The organism is Chloroherpetonaceae bacterium (assembly GCA_025056565.1).
Classification (GTDB): Bacteria; Bacteroidota; Chlorobiia; order Chlorobiales; family Thermochlorobacteraceae; genus Thermochlorobacter.
In genome coordinates this window covers 55942-74386 of sequence record JANWWA010000016.1, presented here as the reverse complement: position 1 = coordinate 74386, position 18445 = coordinate 55942, and the positions used below count along the sequence as shown (strand labels likewise).

The following is an 18445-nucleotide window of genomic DNA, read 5'->3' as shown; positions in this document are numbered from 1 at the left end:
CTCGCTGCGCGGTTTCCGTGAGTATCGCTTCACGGGACCGCTCACTGCGCTGGTCAATCTCGAAATGCGTGCCAAGTTTTTCAAACTGCAGTTTCTTGGTCAAACCTTTTCCTTCGGCATCACGCCCTTCTTAGACCTTGGCAGAGTATGGGATAGACTGCAAGACTTTGGCTTCACGGATTACCGATGGAACTACGGTATCGGCGCACGCATTGCTTGGAATCAAGCCACGATTCTGCGCTTTGATTTTGCTCAGAGCGCCGAAGCCAGCCAGTTCTTCTTTGGCTTCCAGCACATCTTTTAACCAGCGAAGCCAGTGCAGCGCCAGCAAGGGGTGAGCTTGCCAAACTCGCCCTTTGCTTTGCTATGCAAGTCTCGCAACTTGCCACAAAACGCAATAAGCTGCTTGGCAAGATTAACCTCGAGCGCATTCACGCGCGATTTTTCTAACGCAAACAAAAAGAGCGATGCAATTTTGGAGCGTCTTTTCAACTGTGTTCATCACCGTCTTTCTCGCTGAGATTGGCGACAAAACTCAACTTGCCACGATGACTTTCGCCACGAAAGAAGGCGCAAGCAAGTGGGCGATTTTCTTTGGCTCAGCGGCGGCGCTGGTCTTGGCGGCAGGCATTGGCGTCGTGGTGGGCGAGCAACTCGGCAAGTGGATTTCACCAAAGCTGCTCAAATGGATTGCAGGCGCAGGCTTTATCGCCATTGGCATCTGGACCATGCTCTCAGGTGATTGACAGAGAGTTGCTTTCGCAGAACAGGGGTCTTAACTTTGGAGTATGTAGAGCATCAGTGCCTTACGAATCATGGCACTGCATCTCGCCCCAAGTAGCCTCCAGTTACGCAATTCCTCTACTTTTGACACAAAGCAAGTGCTACATAGCTATATTTGCTATGCGACTTGCATAACAATGCAATTCACACTGGCAATGTCGAAACTCTGGCTAATTCTTCGCTCCATTTACATCTGGGTAACCGTGCTGAGTGTGATGATAGTGCTATCCACAATTTCTATTCTCTTCTCGCTCTTTGACCGTTCTGGCACAGTGTATCTTTTTTTAGCCCGGCTTTGGTGCCGGCTTTGGCTTTTCTTCTCAGGCGTTAGACTTATCGTCATTGGTAAAGAAAATGTTGACCCGAATGGGGTCTATGTTGTGGTCAGCAACCATGCCAGCTACTTTGACATTCCTGCTTTGCTATTGGGTTTGCCTATCAAAAAAGTGCGGATTGTTGCGAAGGAATCACTCGGAAAAATTCCTTTTTTTGGTTGGTCAATGGCGATGGGCGATTTCATTCTTATCAAGCGTGGTGCAAACCGTGACGCCCTGAAAAGTCTCTACAAGGCAATTGAGAAAATCCGACAAGGCAAATCCGTCATAATCTTTGCAGATGGCACGCGGTCCTTTGATGGTCGCATTCAGCCCTTCAAGCGTGGCGCATTTTTGGTTGCCGAAAAGTCAGGTGTTCCCATCTTGCCTGTTACCATCTTGGGTAGCTACAAGATTATGCGCCGTGGCACTGCACTGATTTCCCCAGGCAGTATCACGCTGGTCATTGATCGAGCAATCCCCGTTGAGTCAAAATCTGCTGATGAACTACTTACTGAATCGTTTCGTGTCATATCTGAAAACCACCAAAAGTTTGTTCAGCAAGGGATTGATGCATAAGGAGCGACTTATGAATTTACCTGCCTTTTAGAGTAGCGTTTTTTTCTGCTTGCGTCCGAATATCCAAACTTTTGTTTCCCATAGTTGCCACAGTCGCGCGTAACCTTCTTCTGTGCGAGTGCGCTGCAAAAAGTTCTGCACCAATACCCACCCTACTGCAGCAAGCAGAGAGAGCGGCAAAAGCAGCAGCAATGTTTCCAAGCGCTTGGGACTTGTGCGCGTTGCAGGCGCTTTGGCTTCATCGAGCACCACTACAGTCGGCGTGTTGCGATAGCCTTGCAAGCGCTCTTTGTAGTAGAGCTGCTTGAGCAGCGCATACACTTCCTCGCTAATTTTTACTTCACGGTAGTAGTTTGCATACTCACGCGCAAGTGCTGGCATCTGTTCCAACCCCATCGCATACTGGTCTGACTTGCCTAAGAGCATCTCATTATACTTTCGCTGCAGCTCTGACAAGCGATTCCTAGACTCTACCACCAGCAAGTCGCTCGGTTGCCTATCGCGCAGGAGCAAATCCAAATTGATTTCCTCTGCAACAATACTTGCTTTGAGCTTAGAGAGCGCTTCCAGCTGCAGCTTCATTTGCTCCGTAATCGCTACAGCTTTGTTTGACTTCTGGAAGGCTTCCAAGTTTGCATAAGCGCTATCTAACTCCTGCTTAGCAATTTGCAGTTGCTCGAGAAAATACTCCGCATTGTAGAGCGATTTGGCATTCGCTAAGCGTCGATTGATTTTATCCAGCATTTCTACATATGCATTTGCAAGGCGCGCTGCTCGCACTTTTGCGCTATCATCATCTGCTGGATTAAACGAAAATGCTGGCGTTGCATAGCGCACCTCAATCGTGATAAAGCCTTGCTTATTAGCCGTAATGCGTGTGGTTTCGGTCAGCCTGCTTCGCACTCTCTCAAAGCGCTCAGTGACTGGCAGCCTTCTTTCTTCTTCGCTCAAAAAGAGTACTTCCAAATTTTGTGAAACGTATAAACTTTCCGCCATCACACGGCTTCTCAGCACTTCCACGAGCACCTCAGTCATATTGACGCCTGCTATGTTGCCCAAAATTCCAACGCTTAGATTGCCAGCGGCTTGCAAGAGTGTGTTTTGCTTGTTGGGGTCTTCAGGTGGCATGAGTGTTGTCTTGGCTACGTAAGTGCGTGGCATCAGCCAGAGCACCGCTGCTGCCAGCAACATTGCACACATTGCAAATCGCGCCATAAACCCCGCGTTTTCTAAGATAAGCTCGAGGTAATGGCGCAGCAGCATCGGTTTTGCCCAAGTCCTACCGTTACCCAACGCCGTTTCTTCGTTCATTACTGTCCTCGAATGATCGTAAGAATCACCAGTGTGGTGGTTGCAATGCTTCCGATGACCACTACTCCATCCCGAAAAATCTCCCAAGCTGACTGCAGCCAAGTCTTACGCGGCAGCTCAGGCACTAAAATCGTGTCGCCTGGCTCCAAGACCTTGACTTTGCTTGCTTCAATCACATCGCCTGTATTTGGCTTAATGACGCTGATGCGTCCTTCATCGGCACGCTTGCCTAACCCACCTGCCAGCGCAATGTAATCTTTGATGGTTAGGTTCGGCTGATACTCCACATTGCCAGGTTCAATCACACGCCCAATCACATTGATATAATTTTGGAAGCGCGGCACTTCAATAATATCATTCGGCTCTAAGACAATGTTTTCCGACTCGACTTTTTCCTGCATCAATGTCTTGAAGTTGACGGACATTTTGCCCGGACGCTCGCGCATGCGTGCTTTAAGATACTGTGCATCATCGTCGTCGGGGTTATCGCTCACGAAGGCTTTGGGGTCTAGGGTGCGAGCCGCAGAGGGACGTACAATAGCTGCTTCCTCGAGCGATGCTTCTTTGGTGAAACCACCCGCAGCCTGAATCACATCAAGGAGGCGTGTTTTTTTCGGCTCAATGCGGTAAATGCCAGGAAAGCGAACTTCTCCACGCAGTTCTACCGTTTCCTCTGGAAAAATCTTAGGAATGCGCCGCACGACCACAATATCGCCTCGCTGAAGCGGCACATTTGCATTGCTCGGAAAGCCCTTGATGCTCACAAACAAACTTTTTCGGGAAAGCCTATCGTCCGTGTATCGGATAATCTCGACCGAATCTAAGTAGGCAGACTCTAACACCCCTCCTGCAAACGCAATTGCCCGATACAGTGAATCGCTTGGATGAAACTCATAGCTACCCGGATATCGTACCTCACCCACTACTCTGATGCTATCCACGCGCCGTGTGAGAAATATCACATCCCCTTCTCTGAGATAGTGATTGTCTCTTGTTTCCAGCAGCCGATAGTATGGCAAAAGGTCTAATTGCATCGTGGTATCAGGGTTACTGCGCCGCAGGGTAATTTGTCGTAAAGATGCTGTTCGCAGCACGACCCCGCTCTTTGCTAAGGCATCAGAGATACGTTCGGCGGCGCTTACACGCACCTTAGTTGGGTAGAGTGTCTCGCCCAAAATTTCAACCTCAAAGCTGCGTAGCGACACGAGAGCCACGCTTACCTCAGCACGCTTGTATGTCTTGCTTAGCATCGCCGTCAGCCGTGCTTTCAGCTCTGGGATAGTGAGATTTTTTACCTCCAGTTCGCCAACTCGCGGTAAAATGATTTTACCTTCTGGCGTTACGGTCAGCTGATAAGATGTGTAAGTCTGGGAATAGATGCCGATAAACAGCCCATCACCTGCATTGACGGTGTAATTCGGCGGTGCTAAGGCTTGCGATGCAACGGCCGGTGTGCTACGCACTGCGCCAAATAGCAATGCCGTATCCAGTGTAGCAGTGGGTGTGCGTGGCCAAAGTTGCGGCTCGAGCGTTTGTGCCTGCAAGCACGAAAACAGCAGGAGCAAGGCGAGCGTATTGAGTGTATGCCAAAGTCGGTTAGTTACAATTAGGCAATACCAGTGTCTTAATTTTTGGCAAACTTTCATTATGTTGCAATTGCACTCAGCCATTTGTCTATCAAGATATGAAGATTCTGGCAATTGCACTGTTCGCCACGGGCATCACAGCGTTCTTTGTTGGAAGTGCGAAGTATCGCGCAGAGACCGAATGGGAACATTGGGCAGCAAAACTGACCTGGCTGAGTGTGCTTGGCTTTGGGCTTGTGCTTGCAGGCGTAGGCGCTGTAATGCTACTTGTTGCTTAGTTCACCAGACTCCCCACCTCTTCTCCGATGATGAGCCGTTTAAGGTTACCCTCTATGTTCATATTCATCACCACGATGGGGAGCATGTTTTCTTGGCAAAGCGTAATAGCTGTCAGATCCATTACACGCAAATTTTTGCGTAAGACATCAAGGTAGGTAATTTTTGGGAAGAATTGCGCAGATGGATTTTTCTCTGGATCTTCAGCGTAGATGCCGTTGACGCGCGTGCCTTTAATGATTACATCAGCTTCAATTTCAATTGCACGCAAGGCTGCCGCAGTGTCGGTTGTGAAGTAAGGATTACCTGTGCCTGCACCAAAAATTACTACACGTCGCTTTTCCAAGTGTCGAATTGCACGGCGACGAATAAATGGCTCAGCAATTTGTTCCATTTTGATAGCGGTCTGTAGGCGCGTAAAGACGCCTCGCCGCTCCAATGCATCTTGCAGTGCAAGCGCATTAATCACAGTTGCCAGCATACCCATATGGTCCGCCTGAACACGGTCCATATACTCGGCAGCCTTAGAGACGCCGCGAAAGATATTCCCACCGCCAATTACAATTGCCACTTCTACGCCCAACTCGTGCACTTCGGCAATCTCTGCAGCGAATTTATTTAGCACTTCTCCATCAATACCATAGCCCTTATCACCCATTAGAGATTCGCCACTGAGCTTGAGCAAAATTCGTTTGTATTTGAGTGCTGACATACTTGCATCAGAATTTGTAAAAAAGAAGTCTCGCCTGATAGCGAGACTACTTTGTTTATCCCTTTTCGCCTAATTGAAACCGCACAAATTGATGCACGGTGAGCGTAGCTTGTAGGCGCTCAGACGCCTCTTTGAGCACTTCTGTTACAGTTTTGCTGCTATCCTTGATGAACGGCTGCTCAAGCAGTGCCACGTCTTGATACATCTTCTCAATTCTACCTGCTACAATTCTTTCAATCACAGCCTCTGGCTTCTTTTCGTTTAGCGCCTGCTGCCGATAAATCTCTGCTTCTCTTTCAATCATTTCCTTAGGCACACTTTTTCGGTCTAAGGCAACTGGTGCGGCTGCAGCCACTTGCATCGCAATATCTTTCGCAATAGAGTCATCTTTGCCATTTAGGCCTGACAGATGCACCAGCGATGCCAGCTTTGCACCAGGGTGCGTGTAGGCCACAACTATGCCCTCCTGCGCTTCCAAAAGTGCTACACGGCTGATTTCAACTTTCTCACCTACCTTACCGACCATAATCTCAGCCGCTTTCGCTACGCTGGTATTGAACTCACCGCCCATTGTGAGTTCCAACAGTGCTTCTCGTGTCTTTGTGCGATACTTCAAGGCTAAGGCTGCGACTTCATTTGCAAAATTCACGAATGCCTCACTTCGCGCAACGAAGTCTGTTTCGCAGTTTACTTCAACCATTGCTGCTGCTTTCTTATCGTCCGTTTGTGCCACGGCAATAATGCCTTCTTTGGCTTCTCGGTCAGCACGCTTGGCAGCTGCAGCGGCTCCACGCTCTCGCAGCCACTTAATTGCAGCCTCCATATCGCCCTCAGTTGCCTCAAGCGCTTTTTTGCAATCTGCCATTCCTGCGCCTGTTCTGTCGCGCAGTTCCTTGACGAGCTTTGCTGAAATTTCTGCCATATTGGGTTTTATAGGGTTATCCGATGCGAAAAAACCGTGAGTGCATCACGGTTTTTTCCAAAATCATTTCTCTTCTGCTTCGACTTCTTCAGTGTCCTCTTCTTTTTGTGCTGTCGTGGCATTCAAAATTGCATCAGCTACAGCGGTTGTGATAAGTTCAATCGAGCGAATTGAGTCATCATTTGCAGGGATAATGTGCGTAACCAGTTCAGGGTCACAGTTGGTATCGACCATTGCCACGACAGGAATGCCCAGGAGGTTAGCTTCCTTCACAGCAATGTGTTCTTTCTTGACATCGACCACATACAGCGCAGCAGGCAAGCGTGTCATTTCTGTAATGCCGCCCAGCACCTTTAGCAGCTTTTCTTTTTCGCGCGTAAGCATCAGGCGCTCTTTTTTGGTGATAATGTCGAAAGTGCCGTCATTTTCCATTCGCTCAATTGCATTGAGGCGGCGAATGCTTTGGCGAATCGTCGAGAAGTTTGTGAGCATTCCCCCTAACCAGCGTTCTGAGACGTATGGCATTCCGCAGCGCTCCGCTTGCTCTGCGATAATCGCTTTGGCTTGCTTCTTTGTGCCCACAAAGAGAATATCTTTACCAGTGCTGGCAATTGCTTCTACCGCATTCAGCGCATCTTCTGCCATCTGCACAGTCTTTTTCAAATCAATGATATGAATGCCGTTCTTCTCCATAAAGATATACGGCTTCATTTTGGGGTTCCATCGGCGGGTCAGATGACCAAAGTGCGCACCGGCTTTGAGCAGGTCTTCAATTTGAAGTCTAGGCATAGTTCAGTGTGTTTGGTTGAGTTAAACCTCTACTTTGCCACTATCGTCGGGATTTAGCGGAAACAGCTAAACACTCCCCGAGCGATTTTGAACCCTAAGGTTCAGCAAAGTATGCGTTGTGTGAGCATCAATTTCCGCATCCAGATTGTCGCATCTTAGCCTCAGATGGCTTAGCGCTTCGAGAATTGGAAGCGGCGACGTGCTTTACGGCGACCGTATTTTTTGCGCTCAACCATTCTTGGGTCGCGTGTCAGTAAACCGTCCTTGCGTAGTGTCGGCCTTAAATTTTCATCATACTCGACTAATGCGCGCGCAATTGCAAGGCGCACCGCTCCAACCTGACCACTTACGCCTCCTCCCTTTACATTCACCTTGATGTCAAACTTGCCCAGATTATCCGTTACGGACAGTGGTTTCAAGGCATCGTTGCGTTGTTCCTCTACGGGAAAGTAATTCTCAATTGGACGGTCGTTAATCAGAATCTTTCCGCTTCCTGCTTTCACGAATGCACGGGCAACTGCCGTTTTGCGTCGCCCAACGGTTGCTATTATCTCAGGCATAAAATGCGTTACGAAATTTCAAGAGGTTCAGGTTTTTGTGCTGCGTGTGGGTGATTGGGTCCTGCATAGACTTTTAACTTCTTATAGATTTTTCGCCCTAAGTTGTTCTTGGGCAGCATTCCCCACACGGCGTCCTCAATAATGCGCTCGGGCTTCCTTTGCAGAATGTCTGCAAATTTTTCCCAGCGTGCGCCGCCCGGATAGAGCGTGTTATGGTAATACAACTTCTTTTGCGGCTTTGAGCCTGTTAGTTTTACTTTCTCAGCATTGATGACCACTACAAAATCGCCCGTATCAATATGCGGCGTAAATTGTGGCTTATGCTTGCCGCGCAAAATTGCAGCAATGCGAGAGACCAGTCGTCCTAAAGTCTTGCCCTCTGCATTCACCAGATACCATTTGCGAGGCACTTCAAGTGGCTTCGCTGAATAGGTGCGAAAACTCTGTGTGTCTAGCTTCATTGGTAAAATCCGTTTCAAATAGAGCCCGCAAAAATAGGCGTTTGACCTCAAAAAGTCAAACGCCTTGTCAGATTTTTTGTAGAAATTTGCTCAGCGTAGCAACGTCGATTCTGCACGTGAGACTTCAGCCAGCATACTTGGAATTAGCTCACGGTCGTGCTCCACTTCTCGCAAGCCTTGCTCAAATTCTTCCGCAATCTTGACATCTTCTTCGCTGCCAATGAAGAGTGGCGTGCGCTGATGCAGCTTTTCAGGCACGATTTCCAAAATGCGTCTGTATCCATCTGTGGCGCGTCCGCCAGCTTGCTCGCATACAAAGGCCAGTGGATTTGCTTCATAGAGCAAACGAAGTTTCCCCTCTGGCGCTTTTTTCGTGCGCGGATAGATGAAAATCCCTCCGTAGAGCAAATTGCGATGGAAATCTGCAACCAGCGAACCAATATACCGCCCCGAATAGGGACGATTGGTGGCTTTGTCTTCTTGTTGAAGGTATTTGATATACTTCTTGATACCGTCAAAGAAATATCGGTAGTAGCCCTCGTTAATTGAGTAAATTTTGCCGCGCTTTGGAATCGTGATGTTGGGATGCGACAGTAGGAACTCACCAATCGTCGGGTCTAAGGTAAAACCGTGCACGCCTTGCCCTGTCGTATAGACTAACATTACAGAAGAGCCATAAATCACATAGCCGGCTGCGACTTGTTCTAAGCCACGCTGCAGACAGTCTTGCACGGTTGCAGGTGTGCCTACAGGTGATTTGCGTTTGTAGATAGAGAAAATGGTTCCGACACTTACGTTTGCATCAATGTTTGAAGAACCATCGAGTGGGTCAAAGAGCAGGACATATTTGCCAGATGATTCTACTGGCGGAATGATAATATCATCACTTTCTTCAGATGCCATCACCGCAAAACGTCCATGATGCCCAATCCCTTGAATGAACTTCTCATGAGCGAACTTGTCCAGCTTTTTGACTTCTTCGCCCTGTATGTTGGTAGAGCCTGCAGACCCCAGAATATCGACCAGTCCTGCGCGAATGACTTCACGGCGGACTAACTTGGCAGCAAAGGTTATGTCGTAAAGCAGTTGGGTCAGCTCACCGCTAGCGCCCGGAAAATTGCGCTGCTGCTCGAGAATATGGCGCTCAATTGTAATCAGCTCAGCCATAGTTAAAATCTCCCTGCTACTTTGTTTGAAAAGGTCGTGTAGGTTCGACGAAATTAAGTATTTAGCATTCAAACGCAAATGTGCTGTGGCAGCATTGCTTATTGCCTATTGCAGCGGAAAAGCTTCTCCCACATTAATCTGTCAATGCAGCAAAGCGTGATAAACCCTGCAATGCACGGTTCACAGCGCTTTCAGTGAAGCAAAAGGCGGCTTTTTCAGCCGCCTCTTCTTTTTGCTCATCTTGCTGAATTTAGAACCAAGGTCCGTGCTTGTGCGTGAGCGAATAGTTGTAGTAGACAAGGAACGACTCAAAGAGGAAAAATGCCAGTGTTAAGATACCAAAGATGGTGAAAGCGGGGCTTTTCTCTTCACGTGAGGCTTTCTTATCAAGAAAAGGCACGAGTGCCCACACAACAACTGCCGCACCTAAGAAAATTGCGGCAACCCAGCCCGGCACTTGCTTTAGGAATTGGAACTGTGCCCAGAAATACCATTCTGGTTTAATTTCAGGGCTTGGTGCAGAATTGACTGGGTCGAGCTTGACGCCAATCTCCCATGGGAACATTACGGCAAGGAAAATGAGCACGGCAAAACCAATCATCCAGCCAATAAAGTCTTTCATCAGGAAGTTCGGGAAAAATGGCTCTTCGCCTTTGACTAGACCGCGCTCGCGGTAACCAATTGGCACAGAGTTGCCCAATGTCTGCACAAGGAGCAGATGCGCAGAGAGCACCAGCAAGGTAATGCCAGGCAGCAAGACAACATGGAAGCCAAACATTCGCGTCAGCGTGTCGCCTGTTACCTGCGGAATAGGCTTACCATCAATCATCACAATGTCTGCGCCTAAAACTTTGGCAGTTATCTCCGTTACAAACGGTCCGATATACTGACCAATCAACGGCATACTGCCGATAGTCCCTGGAATTGAGATGCCGACTTGCGTCGCAAAGAAGGCCAGTTCATTCCAAGGGAGCAAGTATCCTGTAAAGCCTAAACCCAGCGTCAGAAGACACAGCACAAAGCCTGTTAGCCACATCAGCTCGCGTGGTTTGCGATAGGCTTTCATAAAGTATGCGCTGAACATATGGATAAACATCATCAGTGTCATCAGGTTTGCTGACCAGCTATGCACCTGACGAATCAGCCAACCAAAGGCGACCTCTTTTTGGATATAAACGAAAGAGTCAAATGCTTCCTTTTCGGTGGGCTTGTAGTAAAGCAGGAGCAGCAACCCGGTAATGATTTGGATAACGAAAAAGAAGAGCGTGAGTCCACCGAAGTAGTACCAGATAGAATGACGGTGAATTGGCACAGCTTTTTTGCTAAGGTAGTCAATTGCATAGGTCATTGACCCAATGCGCACATTGAGCCACTCCTGCAAGCCAGATCCCTTAGAAGCACCGTTTGCAGTGGCTGCACCACTGCCAGCTGCCGCAGTCTGCGTTGTTGGATTCTTGGTTGAGACAAGTTCTGCCATAGCGATTACTCCCTTCAGTAATTTTTAGTTATGCGAGTTATGCTTTTTCGACCACAATGTTATCGTCTTTAACTTTTACCACATATTTGGCGAGTCCTGCCGGCTGCGGGCCAGAGATTTTTTCGCCGTCACTGGTGTATTTGGCATTGTGGCATGCGCACCAGACGACTTGCTCATCTTGTTTCCACTGCACAATGCACTGCAGGTGCGTGCAGATAGCCGAGATAGCCTTATACTCGCCTCCCACATTCATCAGGAGCAGCTTCTGATTGTTGAAGAGCACGATTTTGCCTGTATTAGGTGGAACGTCTGAAGTTTTTGCTACCACGACAGAAGTTTCCTCCTTCTTTTTGCGCTCAGGCGGAACGACGAAGCGACCAATCACATAGAGCACAGGGAGGATAAATGCGGTCGCCAAAGCCCCCACGATAATGTTCAGCACATCGCGCCGACCTGTTCCCATTGTTGCAGCGCCTTCTTGGACAGCTTTTTGTGCCTGCTCGACCGCTTCACGACGCTCTTGGTCAGTCTCAGAAATTACAGCAAGGCGCTTTGAGCGGTCATATTCGCCTCTGACAATTTGAGCCATTGTTCAGGTTCTCCTCAAGGTTTGTGATTTGAGAGTTGCGTTGCTGCCTCAGCGGTGAAATGTTGCCTTGCAGCGTTAAAGCCGTGTGCGAACATAGCGAAAACTTTTCATTCGTCCGTGGCTGTCTCTGGAACAACGGGCAGAATTTTTTTCGTTCCGACCTCAAACAGCTGAGCAAAAAAGTTGTAGAGTGTGTACATCACCGACAGTCTCCCTGCCCGCCAAATTTTGCTCTTGATAAGGTGCCGCACTAAACCTGAGTTTAGGTTTTGCGGATGTAATGACTCAGAAATCCCACAGAGCTCAATCGCATGCCCATCTTCGCGCCAGAGCGTGAACTTAGAATTGAAGCGTAGGTAGAACGGCCCTGCATCTAGCGCTTGCAAGTGCTCAATATCGAATGAGAGGCGCTCGTTTGTAAGGGAAAATCGGCGACCGTAGCGTGGCGAAAAGAATCGCCGCGCATGCTCGTGTTCTGTTGCAACGAGGTCATCTTCAATTGCCAGCACGCGCTCATTTTGTGTGAGCAAAAGAAAGCTGAATGGTTTGTGCGCTCTATCTCGGTAGGTCGTCAGGTAGTAGACCAAATCAAAGTCGTGCGAATGTGCGCGCCCCCAATACCAATGCTCAATATCGGTGTTCATCGGCGTGCGTCCGTAGTTGTGGTCGTGATACCCTCGCCCCTTGAAGGAAATAATTTCCCACGTTTTGCCGTCATAGACTTGTAGTTCCCCTGTTACGTCGTTAGAGGGAGACGCCAGCACCCAAGCATGTGTCGGCGAGGTAGAAGAAAAGCGAGAAAGTTGCTGCAAGCCTTCAATTGGGCGAATATGAAAGCAGAGCTGCGCACGCACTTTTTTGCGCCGCAATGGCATCTCAAAATTTAGGTTCAAGTGGAAGGTCTGGCTTTCTGCATCAAAATAAAACACATTGCGCTCAAAGCGAGCAAACGGTTCGTTGCGCGAGGCAGAAAATAGCTCCGCTCCCCCTTCTTTGATGAAATTGATGACTTCTCTGCCGTGCTTATATAGGTTGAAACTGAATGCGACATGCTCAAGTGGGTTGGCGCACAAGGCTTGCTGAGACCGCTGAGACTGCACATATCGCCTTAAATAATACGGTGAGAAGGGAAAGCCCGAGAACCAAATCGCGACAAAGGAGTAAGTCTGGCTTTCATCAAGGGCATCAAAATACCACCATTCATATGAACCAGAGTCGGTGAGGTCGTGCCAGACATCGTGCCTCAGTGAAGCCGAAAGTTGCATTGGTGAAGTTTTCTCTGAATTTGTGAGCAGGTGCGTGTAGCGCGCGGCAGATAAGTTCCTGCCTCAAGCTGCCTGCTTAGTTTTTTCGGCTATAAATCGCTTTTCGGCGTGATACGTTTCAACGCTGCACGTAGGAGAATGAGACTTCAGTCCCTGTCGCGGTAGCTCATTAGTTTATAGCGGCCGTTCATTTCAACGAACGAACCGAGCTCTTTCATCTCGCGCTGTCGCCCTAACGAGTCTGCAATTACAACGCGCGTTTGCGTATGCACGATGAAGGTTTGGTAGTAGTCCTGCCCTTTGAGGAAGCGATGTGAGACATATGAGAATTTTTTCCCGCCATATTTTTCCAGCGCAAGACGCAACCCTTTTTCAGAGTTCTGGAGCAGGTTTTGCCATGCAAAATCAGGTGAGATATTCATCACTGGCAAGCTGGCAGGAAATTCAGGCCAAAGCCAATTTCGAAATTCATACTCGTTAATCATAATGTTTTTCAGCGTCGCTGTGTCGCGCTTAGCCAAAGCTTCTAATGCAATATCAATAAGTTCCTCAGGCGTTCTAGCACTATGTGAGAGCTGACGCTGCTTTACGCTATCGGGTAGTGGTTCAGGGTAGGGGTATGGCTTTGGTAGCTGCGGCATATCGTGAGAAATTGCCAGCCGCTTCGGGTCAATCGTGTCAGCTTGCTGAGTGCTTCGCTCTCCCTTTTGGCACGAGAGAGCGAAAAAAGTAAGAGTTAGAATGAAAAACCAGACAGAAAAGCGGTTCATAGTCTTCTTAAAGTCAAAGAGCGCAGCCATTTTTCAGGCTGCGCTCCCCAGTGGGTTGTGGCAAGAAGGCTTACTTGATTAGCGTCATCTTTTTGGTATCTACAAATGAACCTGCTTGCAAGCGATAGAGATAAACGCCACTAGCAAGGGCTGATGCATCGTAGGTAAGCTGATAGACCCCTGCTGCACGGCGCTCTCCGTTAATGAGCGTAGCGACCTCTCGCCCTGTGATGTCATAGATTTTCAGCGTTACCACTTCCGAGCTTGGTAGGCTAAAACGAATGTTTGTAGTGGGGTTAAATGGATTCGGATAGTTTTGCGAGAGTTCAAAGCGAGTTGGGCGACTCTCAAGTGCTCTCTCTTCAACGACACGCGAGACAAGATTGAAGGTCGTTGCATTCGTTGCCCATACAGTCCAGCCTGACATCCAGTTGGTTGTTTGGTTGAATGCTCCAATGAATGTGGCAGTTGTATCAAAGAAGTTTGCATTGTCGCCCGGGAAGCGCGAGAAGTTACGCGGTCTTGCGCCGCCCGTCAGTGCAGGCGAGCCAGCTTGCGGACGCAGGTCGAGCGGCTGACCACTGATTGGATTGGCTGTCCCGTTAAGAATTGCGCTCGTTAGGCCTACAAGCTGTGGGTTGACCGTTCTAACTCCCCACGCATTTGCTCTGCCATAGAAGCCTGCGGTATCATAAACAGCTGGCGTGCCCGCACGGAACGCTCCCCAAGCAACTAGTGAGTCTACTTTCGCCGTGCCTGTTCCCAGTGGCAAGAGACCACGGTTCAGCATAATAGAGTTTCTAACAAAGAGTGAATCTCGGTCAAACTGACCGCGAGAAGCAGAGCCATCTACCACGAAACCAAAGCCGCCAAAGTTCACAACGATGTGATTCCAGAACAGCCCTTGCGCGTTACGGCGCACATAAATGCCGTCGTTGTTGTCATCTCCAGCTCGAGCCACACCCGCCCCGATGAGCGTTACATTGTAGACGGTAGGACAGGTCAAGACACCAAGTGTAGAGCGAGCTGTTGAGCCTGTAGCATCGTTGTCAATCTCATAGCCACGGTTTGCCAAAGCACGGTCTTCAACACCGACAAGGAACTGCAAGCGACCACAGTAGGAGTTATCCATATCAAACATATCGTCGTCGACGCCTGTTGCGACCAAGTATCTGCCGTCGACCGTGCCACCAAACCACTCGAAGCCGTCATCCGCAATAAAGTGGGCTTGCAGATATTCGCAAACTGTTCCAGCACCTGTGCTATTAAAGGTCCAACCATTTACTTCGTTGTCGGGCGTAATTTTTGTGCCGCCAAACTCAATGCGAACATAGCGGAAAATGCCGCTGGTATCCATTGGTGTATTCCCGCCATGAATACCAGTGTTACCTTCACCGACAAGAATACCGCCGGGACCGTTGTTGGGCGCTAACCCATTCAACACAATTCCGCCTCCATCTCCGCGACGCTTTTGACCATTCGGGCGTGTGGAGGTAAAAATAATTGGGTCTGTTGCGGTGCCGTTTGCAATAATTCGACCGCTGCGGCGCGCTGCACCAGGTGCTGCTGGGCTTCCGTCGCGTCCACGCTCCGTAATCAGTGTACCCTTTGACTCAAAGTCAGAGAGCAGAATTGTGCCGGGCTGAATGGTTAGTGTTACGTTTGCTGGAATAGTCGTAAAGCCTACAATGAGGTAGACTGTATCTCTAAAAAATGTGCGATTTTCCGAAATGTTACCACCCACCCTGACAATCGGGCGGTTGATATTTGGCAGCGTCTGCCCAAACCCTTCTGACAGACAAACAAGGATTGCAAGCGCAGTAAAAAGATATTTCATTCTTGGCATAGTGATGCGTTTTAGGTTAGAGAAAACTACGGACTGTAAGAGAGCGTTAGAGAGAAAATCTGACCTGTTCGATATCGCTCTGCCTCTTTACTACCGACTGTGAAGAGAAATCGGTCATCGAGGATGTTGCGAATGCTTAGCTTAACGGAGAAGTTCTTAAAGAGCCGCTGGCTGATAGATAAATCGAGCTGGTTGCGTGGTTCTTCGTAGGTGTCTTGGTTTTGGTCGCCAATACCTGCGCCAGCGCCCTGCCGCACTCCGACTTCGCTCACGCGTCGTCCAACGATATTGTAGAGTAGAATCGCTGAGAAGCCAATTTCAGGATTCTCATATGAGAGATTTGCATTAACGATAAAGGGCGATTGCCCCTGCATTGGGCGATTGGGGTTTGTGTAGTCATCTCTTGAAATGTCAAGCGTGTCGCCGCGACCGCCTGCGGCTCCTGCTGGGAAGAATACTCTGGTGTCCTCAATCTCAATCTGAGAATTGATGAGTGCGACATTCAAGCTGAAGGTGAAATTTTTCAGTGGCTCGGCAATCCAATCTAACCGCTTGCGCAGCTCAAATTCTGCGCCGAAATTCACCGCCCTGCGTGAGTTGATGACGGTTAGCGCGAGTGATGAACCAACTGTTCGAGCCAAGCGCACACGTTCAATCGGCTTATCGAGCGTTTTGTAGAACCCACTAATCGCAAACAGCTCAGCCACTCTCGGATACCACTCAAAACGGAAGTCGTAGTTTTGAATTTGCGTCTGCACAAGGAAAGGATTGCCAAATGTGCTGGTGCGGTAGTCATCAAAACGGAAGGGTGCAAATTCACGCAGTTCAGGTTGAGCAATCGTTTGGCTGAATGCCAGTCGCACATTGATGGCTTCAATTGGCGAGTAGATGAAATTAAGAGAGGGTAGCACATTTAATCGGTCAAAGCCTGCTCGAACTGGCACCGCTGCTGCCCCTAAGCCGTCAGTCGAGTTTAGCTCCAACTTATTCTGCTCCAGCCGCACGCCACCAATGAAACGCAGTTGCGGAATGATTGGCAACTCCATCATCGCATAACCTGCTGTGATTAGCTCATTTGCACTGTAAGTATCCACCCCCAATGTCGCTTCTTGAAGCTGCAGCGTGCCGTTTGCCACATTTTCGGCAGTGAATAGCTCATCAGGCTGTTTGTTCAGCACGGCTAATGCCCCGCCTGAACCTAATTGGTATGTAAATCGTCTCGCAGAGAAGTTTCTCCGCTTTGTGTTGTAAGACCCTCCAAACTTCACTTTGGACTTTAGCGCGTCCCACTGCAAGAATGGGATCGTAATGTCCAGCTTGCCTTCCCACGCTTCATCACGGAGGTCAGAGAAGAAGCGCAAGTTTCGCCCTGCGCTATTGTCGAAGTTGTAGATTCTTGTTAGTGCGTCTCGGATGTAGGCAGTTTCGCGGTTATCTGGTTCTAAGCGGGTTGCCACCGAGTAAGCTCCGAGCCACTCCAGCTCTGCGCGCGCTAGCCAGTTAAGAAAGTGTGTGCCTGTCAGCTGCGTAGAGAAAAGAGAGCGCTCTACATAGCGCAAGCGAGAAGAACGAACTGAATCATTCGAGAGCGCCTTTGTGCCAAACGCCAGCAGCGTCTCATCTTCCATCACGCGGTTGTAGAGGTTCTTGAACCCGAATTTGTTGTTCTCGTCCGCACGGAGGCTGAAATTGAAGATACCACCCCAGTTGACATTGAACAGTGAGTTCTGTTCGTCAAAAGAGAACTGAGGCACATCGGGTTCGGCGCTTGGGAAGAAAATTGCCTTGCGACGATAGGTTACATCGTTGCTGTAATTCAAACTTAGAATATAGCCCAGCGGTAGCTCACCCAAATTAAACTGGTCAGCAAATGTGATTGTGTAGCTTTGGTTTGGCGCAAACGAGCGGTTGAATGGATAGAATACGCCACTGCTCAGCATGCGTGCCGCCTCGACTTCCTGTGCGGGCGTTACAATGCGTGCTGGAAAATTACTTGGCAAACGACGCGTGCCATCATCAATGCCCAGAAAATCCCAGCGCCCTCCGACATACTTGGGAATCTCACGGAAATGCGCATTTGCATTGATACCTGCGCCTGCGCTGAACACCAGCGTGAATTCATCTGGAAATTCTTTTGTGCGAATCTTCACTGTACCACCTGCAAAGGTGCCCGGCTGGTCTGGGAGAAAGGTCTTTACCGTAACGATATTCTCCACCACGTTTGCAGGGATAATGTCAAACGGCACCACTCGCTTCTCAGGCTCGGGACTTGGAAGGTTTGCACCGTTGATTTGTGTGTTGTTATATCGCTCGCCTAAGCCCCGCACGAAAACAAACTTTCCACCGACTAGCGACACGCCTGTAATGCGCTTTGCTGCTTCTCCTGCATCGCTATCGGGTGTCTTTTTGATAAACTCAGCGCTAATTGCATCGGATACTGCCAGAGATTTACGCTGCTGAGTGAGCAGCGCAGCTTCAGTTGCATTGCTGATTGAGGCCTCGACCACAATCTCTTCCGTTACAGATGCCTCCACCTTGAGCTGCACATCTTGGCGATTTACTTGCCCTGCTTTCACCTCTACATTTTTCACCAGTGTCTGGTAGCCTACGTAGCTCACCCGAATGTCATACTTGCCGGGTGGTAGCATAAAGGAATACTCCCCGTCGACATTCGTTAAGCCACCAATATTCGTCCCCACCACTGTTACGCTCGCTCCAATGAGTTCTTCACCTGTATCCTTATCTGTAACCTTGCCGAACAGTCTTACTTTCTCTTGTGCTAAGGTCGCACTGGAAACAAGCCACAAAATGCCGAGAAGCGTTAGAAGCGTTTTGGCAAGTTTGGAGAGCATTTGCACGATTTACTGGTTCTTGGAGTTTGGTTCAAGCTTTTCGCCCCACCTACTTCTGGGCTGGTTGGTTTCTTGTCTGAAATGACAGCCCGAAGATAGCAGTTTCAGTGTTAAGCGAAGGTTAAGTTTTCATTAACTTTGCCTCCCCTTGCCGATAAAGCCAACCCTGTTTTTTCACGATTTCTT

18 protein-coding genes are annotated in these 18445 nt (G+C 49.0%); 4 read left to right on the top strand and 14 right to left on the bottom strand.

Annotation, left to right across the window (positions count from 1 at the left end):
- The 3 genes from NZM05_11295 to NZM05_11285 all read left to right on the top strand — a co-directional run.
- A partial coding sequence (locus NZM05_11295) for a BamA/TamA family outer membrane protein (protein ID MCS7014197.1) occupies nt 1–304 on the top strand: 304 nt, incomplete at its 5' end.
- Nucleotides 305–467: 163 nt separating this feature from the next.
- The gene (locus NZM05_11290) at nt 468–746 is read left to right on the top strand and encodes a TMEM165/GDT1 family protein (GenBank protein ID MCS7014196.1); all 279 of its coding nucleotides are present in this window, start codon (nt 468–470) and stop codon (nt 744–746) included.
- 174 nt (nt 747–920) lie between these two features.
- Entirely contained in the window at nt 921–1676 is a 756-nt protein-coding gene (locus NZM05_11285) for a 1-acyl-sn-glycerol-3-phosphate acyltransferase (protein MCS7014195.1), read from the top strand.
- A 27-nt stretch (nt 1677–1703) separates the two neighbouring features.
- On the opposite strand, the gene NZM05_11280 is transcribed toward NZM05_11285, so the two are convergent.
- Together NZM05_11280 and NZM05_11275 are read right to left on the bottom strand one after the other, a co-directional pair.
- The gene (locus NZM05_11280; protein MCS7014194.1) at nt 1704–2987 is read right to left on the bottom strand and encodes a hypothetical protein; all 1284 of its coding nucleotides are present in this window, start codon (nt 2985–2987) and stop codon (nt 1704–1706) included.
- Nucleotides 2987–4633 (bottom strand): SLBB domain-containing protein, encoded by a 1647-nt coding sequence (locus tag NZM05_11275; GenBank protein ID MCS7014193.1) that lies wholly within the window; start codon nt 4631–4633, stop codon nt 2987–2989. The genes NZM05_11280 and NZM05_11275 overlap by 1 nt, the downstream gene beginning before the upstream one ends.
- A 38-nt stretch (nt 4634–4671) precedes the next feature.
- Here NZM05_11275 and NZM05_11270 point away from each other — a divergent pair, with 38 nt between their 5' ends.
- Entirely contained in the window at nt 4672–4851 is a 180-nt protein-coding gene (locus NZM05_11270) for a hypothetical protein (protein ID MCS7014192.1), read from the top strand.
- Here NZM05_11270 and pyrH read toward each other — a convergent pair.
- The 12 genes from pyrH to NZM05_11210 all read right to left on the bottom strand — a co-directional run bounded on the left by pyrH (nt 4848) and on the right by NZM05_11210 (nt 18259).
- Nucleotides 4848–5561: a UMP kinase gene (gene pyrH, locus NZM05_11265; GenBank protein MCS7014191.1), complete on the bottom strand. Its 714-nt coding sequence runs from the start codon at nt 5559–5561 to the stop codon at nt 4848–4850. The genes NZM05_11270 and pyrH overlap by 4 nt on opposite strands.
- 55 nt (nt 5562–5616) lie before the next feature.
- Nucleotides 5617–6483, bottom strand: coding sequence for a translation elongation factor Ts (gene tsf / locus NZM05_11260; protein ID MCS7014190.1), 867 nt, complete (start codon nt 6481–6483; stop codon nt 5617–5619).
- A gap of 63 nt (nt 6484–6546) precedes the next feature.
- Nucleotides 6547–7272, bottom strand: a complete 726-nt coding sequence (rpsB, locus tag NZM05_11255) for a 30S ribosomal protein S2 (protein ID MCS7014189.1) — start codon at nt 7270–7272, stop codon at nt 6547–6549.
- A gap of 170 nt (nt 7273–7442) precedes the next feature.
- Entirely contained in the window at nt 7443–7832 is a 390-nt protein-coding gene (gene rpsI, locus NZM05_11250) for a 30S ribosomal protein S9 (GenBank protein MCS7014188.1), read from the bottom strand.
- 8 nt (nt 7833–7840) lie between these two features.
- Entirely contained in the window at nt 7841–8293 is a 453-nt protein-coding gene (gene rplM, locus NZM05_11245; GenBank protein MCS7014187.1) for a 50S ribosomal protein L13, read from the bottom strand.
- 90 nt (nt 8294–8383) lie between these two features.
- Nucleotides 8384–9460, bottom strand: a complete 1077-nt coding sequence (gene fbp / locus NZM05_11240) for a class 1 fructose-bisphosphatase (GenBank protein ID MCS7014186.1) — start codon at nt 9458–9460, stop codon at nt 8384–8386.
- A gap of 250 nt (nt 9461–9710) precedes the next feature.
- On the bottom strand, nt 9711–10937 hold the full coding sequence (locus NZM05_11235; protein MCS7014185.1) for a cytochrome bc complex cytochrome b subunit: 1227 nt from the start codon (nt 10935–10937) through the stop codon (nt 9711–9713).
- A 37-nt stretch (nt 10938–10974) separates the two neighbouring features.
- Entirely contained in the window at nt 10975–11526 is a 552-nt protein-coding gene (locus NZM05_11230; protein ID MCS7014184.1) for a Rieske (2Fe-2S) protein, read from the bottom strand.
- Between the two features lie 107 nt (nt 11527–11633).
- Complete coding sequence (locus tag NZM05_11225; protein MCS7014183.1) at nt 11634–12791, bottom strand: carotenoid 1,2-hydratase; 1158 nt, start codon at nt 12789–12791, stop codon at nt 11634–11636.
- A gap of 146 nt (nt 12792–12937) precedes the next feature.
- Complete coding sequence (locus NZM05_11220; protein MCS7014182.1) at nt 12938–13561, bottom strand: hypothetical protein; 624 nt, start codon at nt 13559–13561, stop codon at nt 12938–12940.
- 70 nt (nt 13562–13631) lie between these two features.
- The gene (locus NZM05_11215; GenBank protein ID MCS7014181.1) at nt 13632–15407 is read right to left on the bottom strand and encodes a T9SS type A sorting domain-containing protein; all 1776 of its coding nucleotides are present in this window, start codon (nt 15405–15407) and stop codon (nt 13632–13634) included.
- A gap of 26 nt (nt 15408–15433) precedes the next feature.
- Nucleotides 15434–18259, bottom strand: coding sequence for a TonB-dependent receptor (locus NZM05_11210; GenBank protein ID MCS7014180.1), 2826 nt, complete (start codon nt 18257–18259; stop codon nt 15434–15436).
- Nucleotides 18260–18445: the final 186 nt, after the last annotated feature.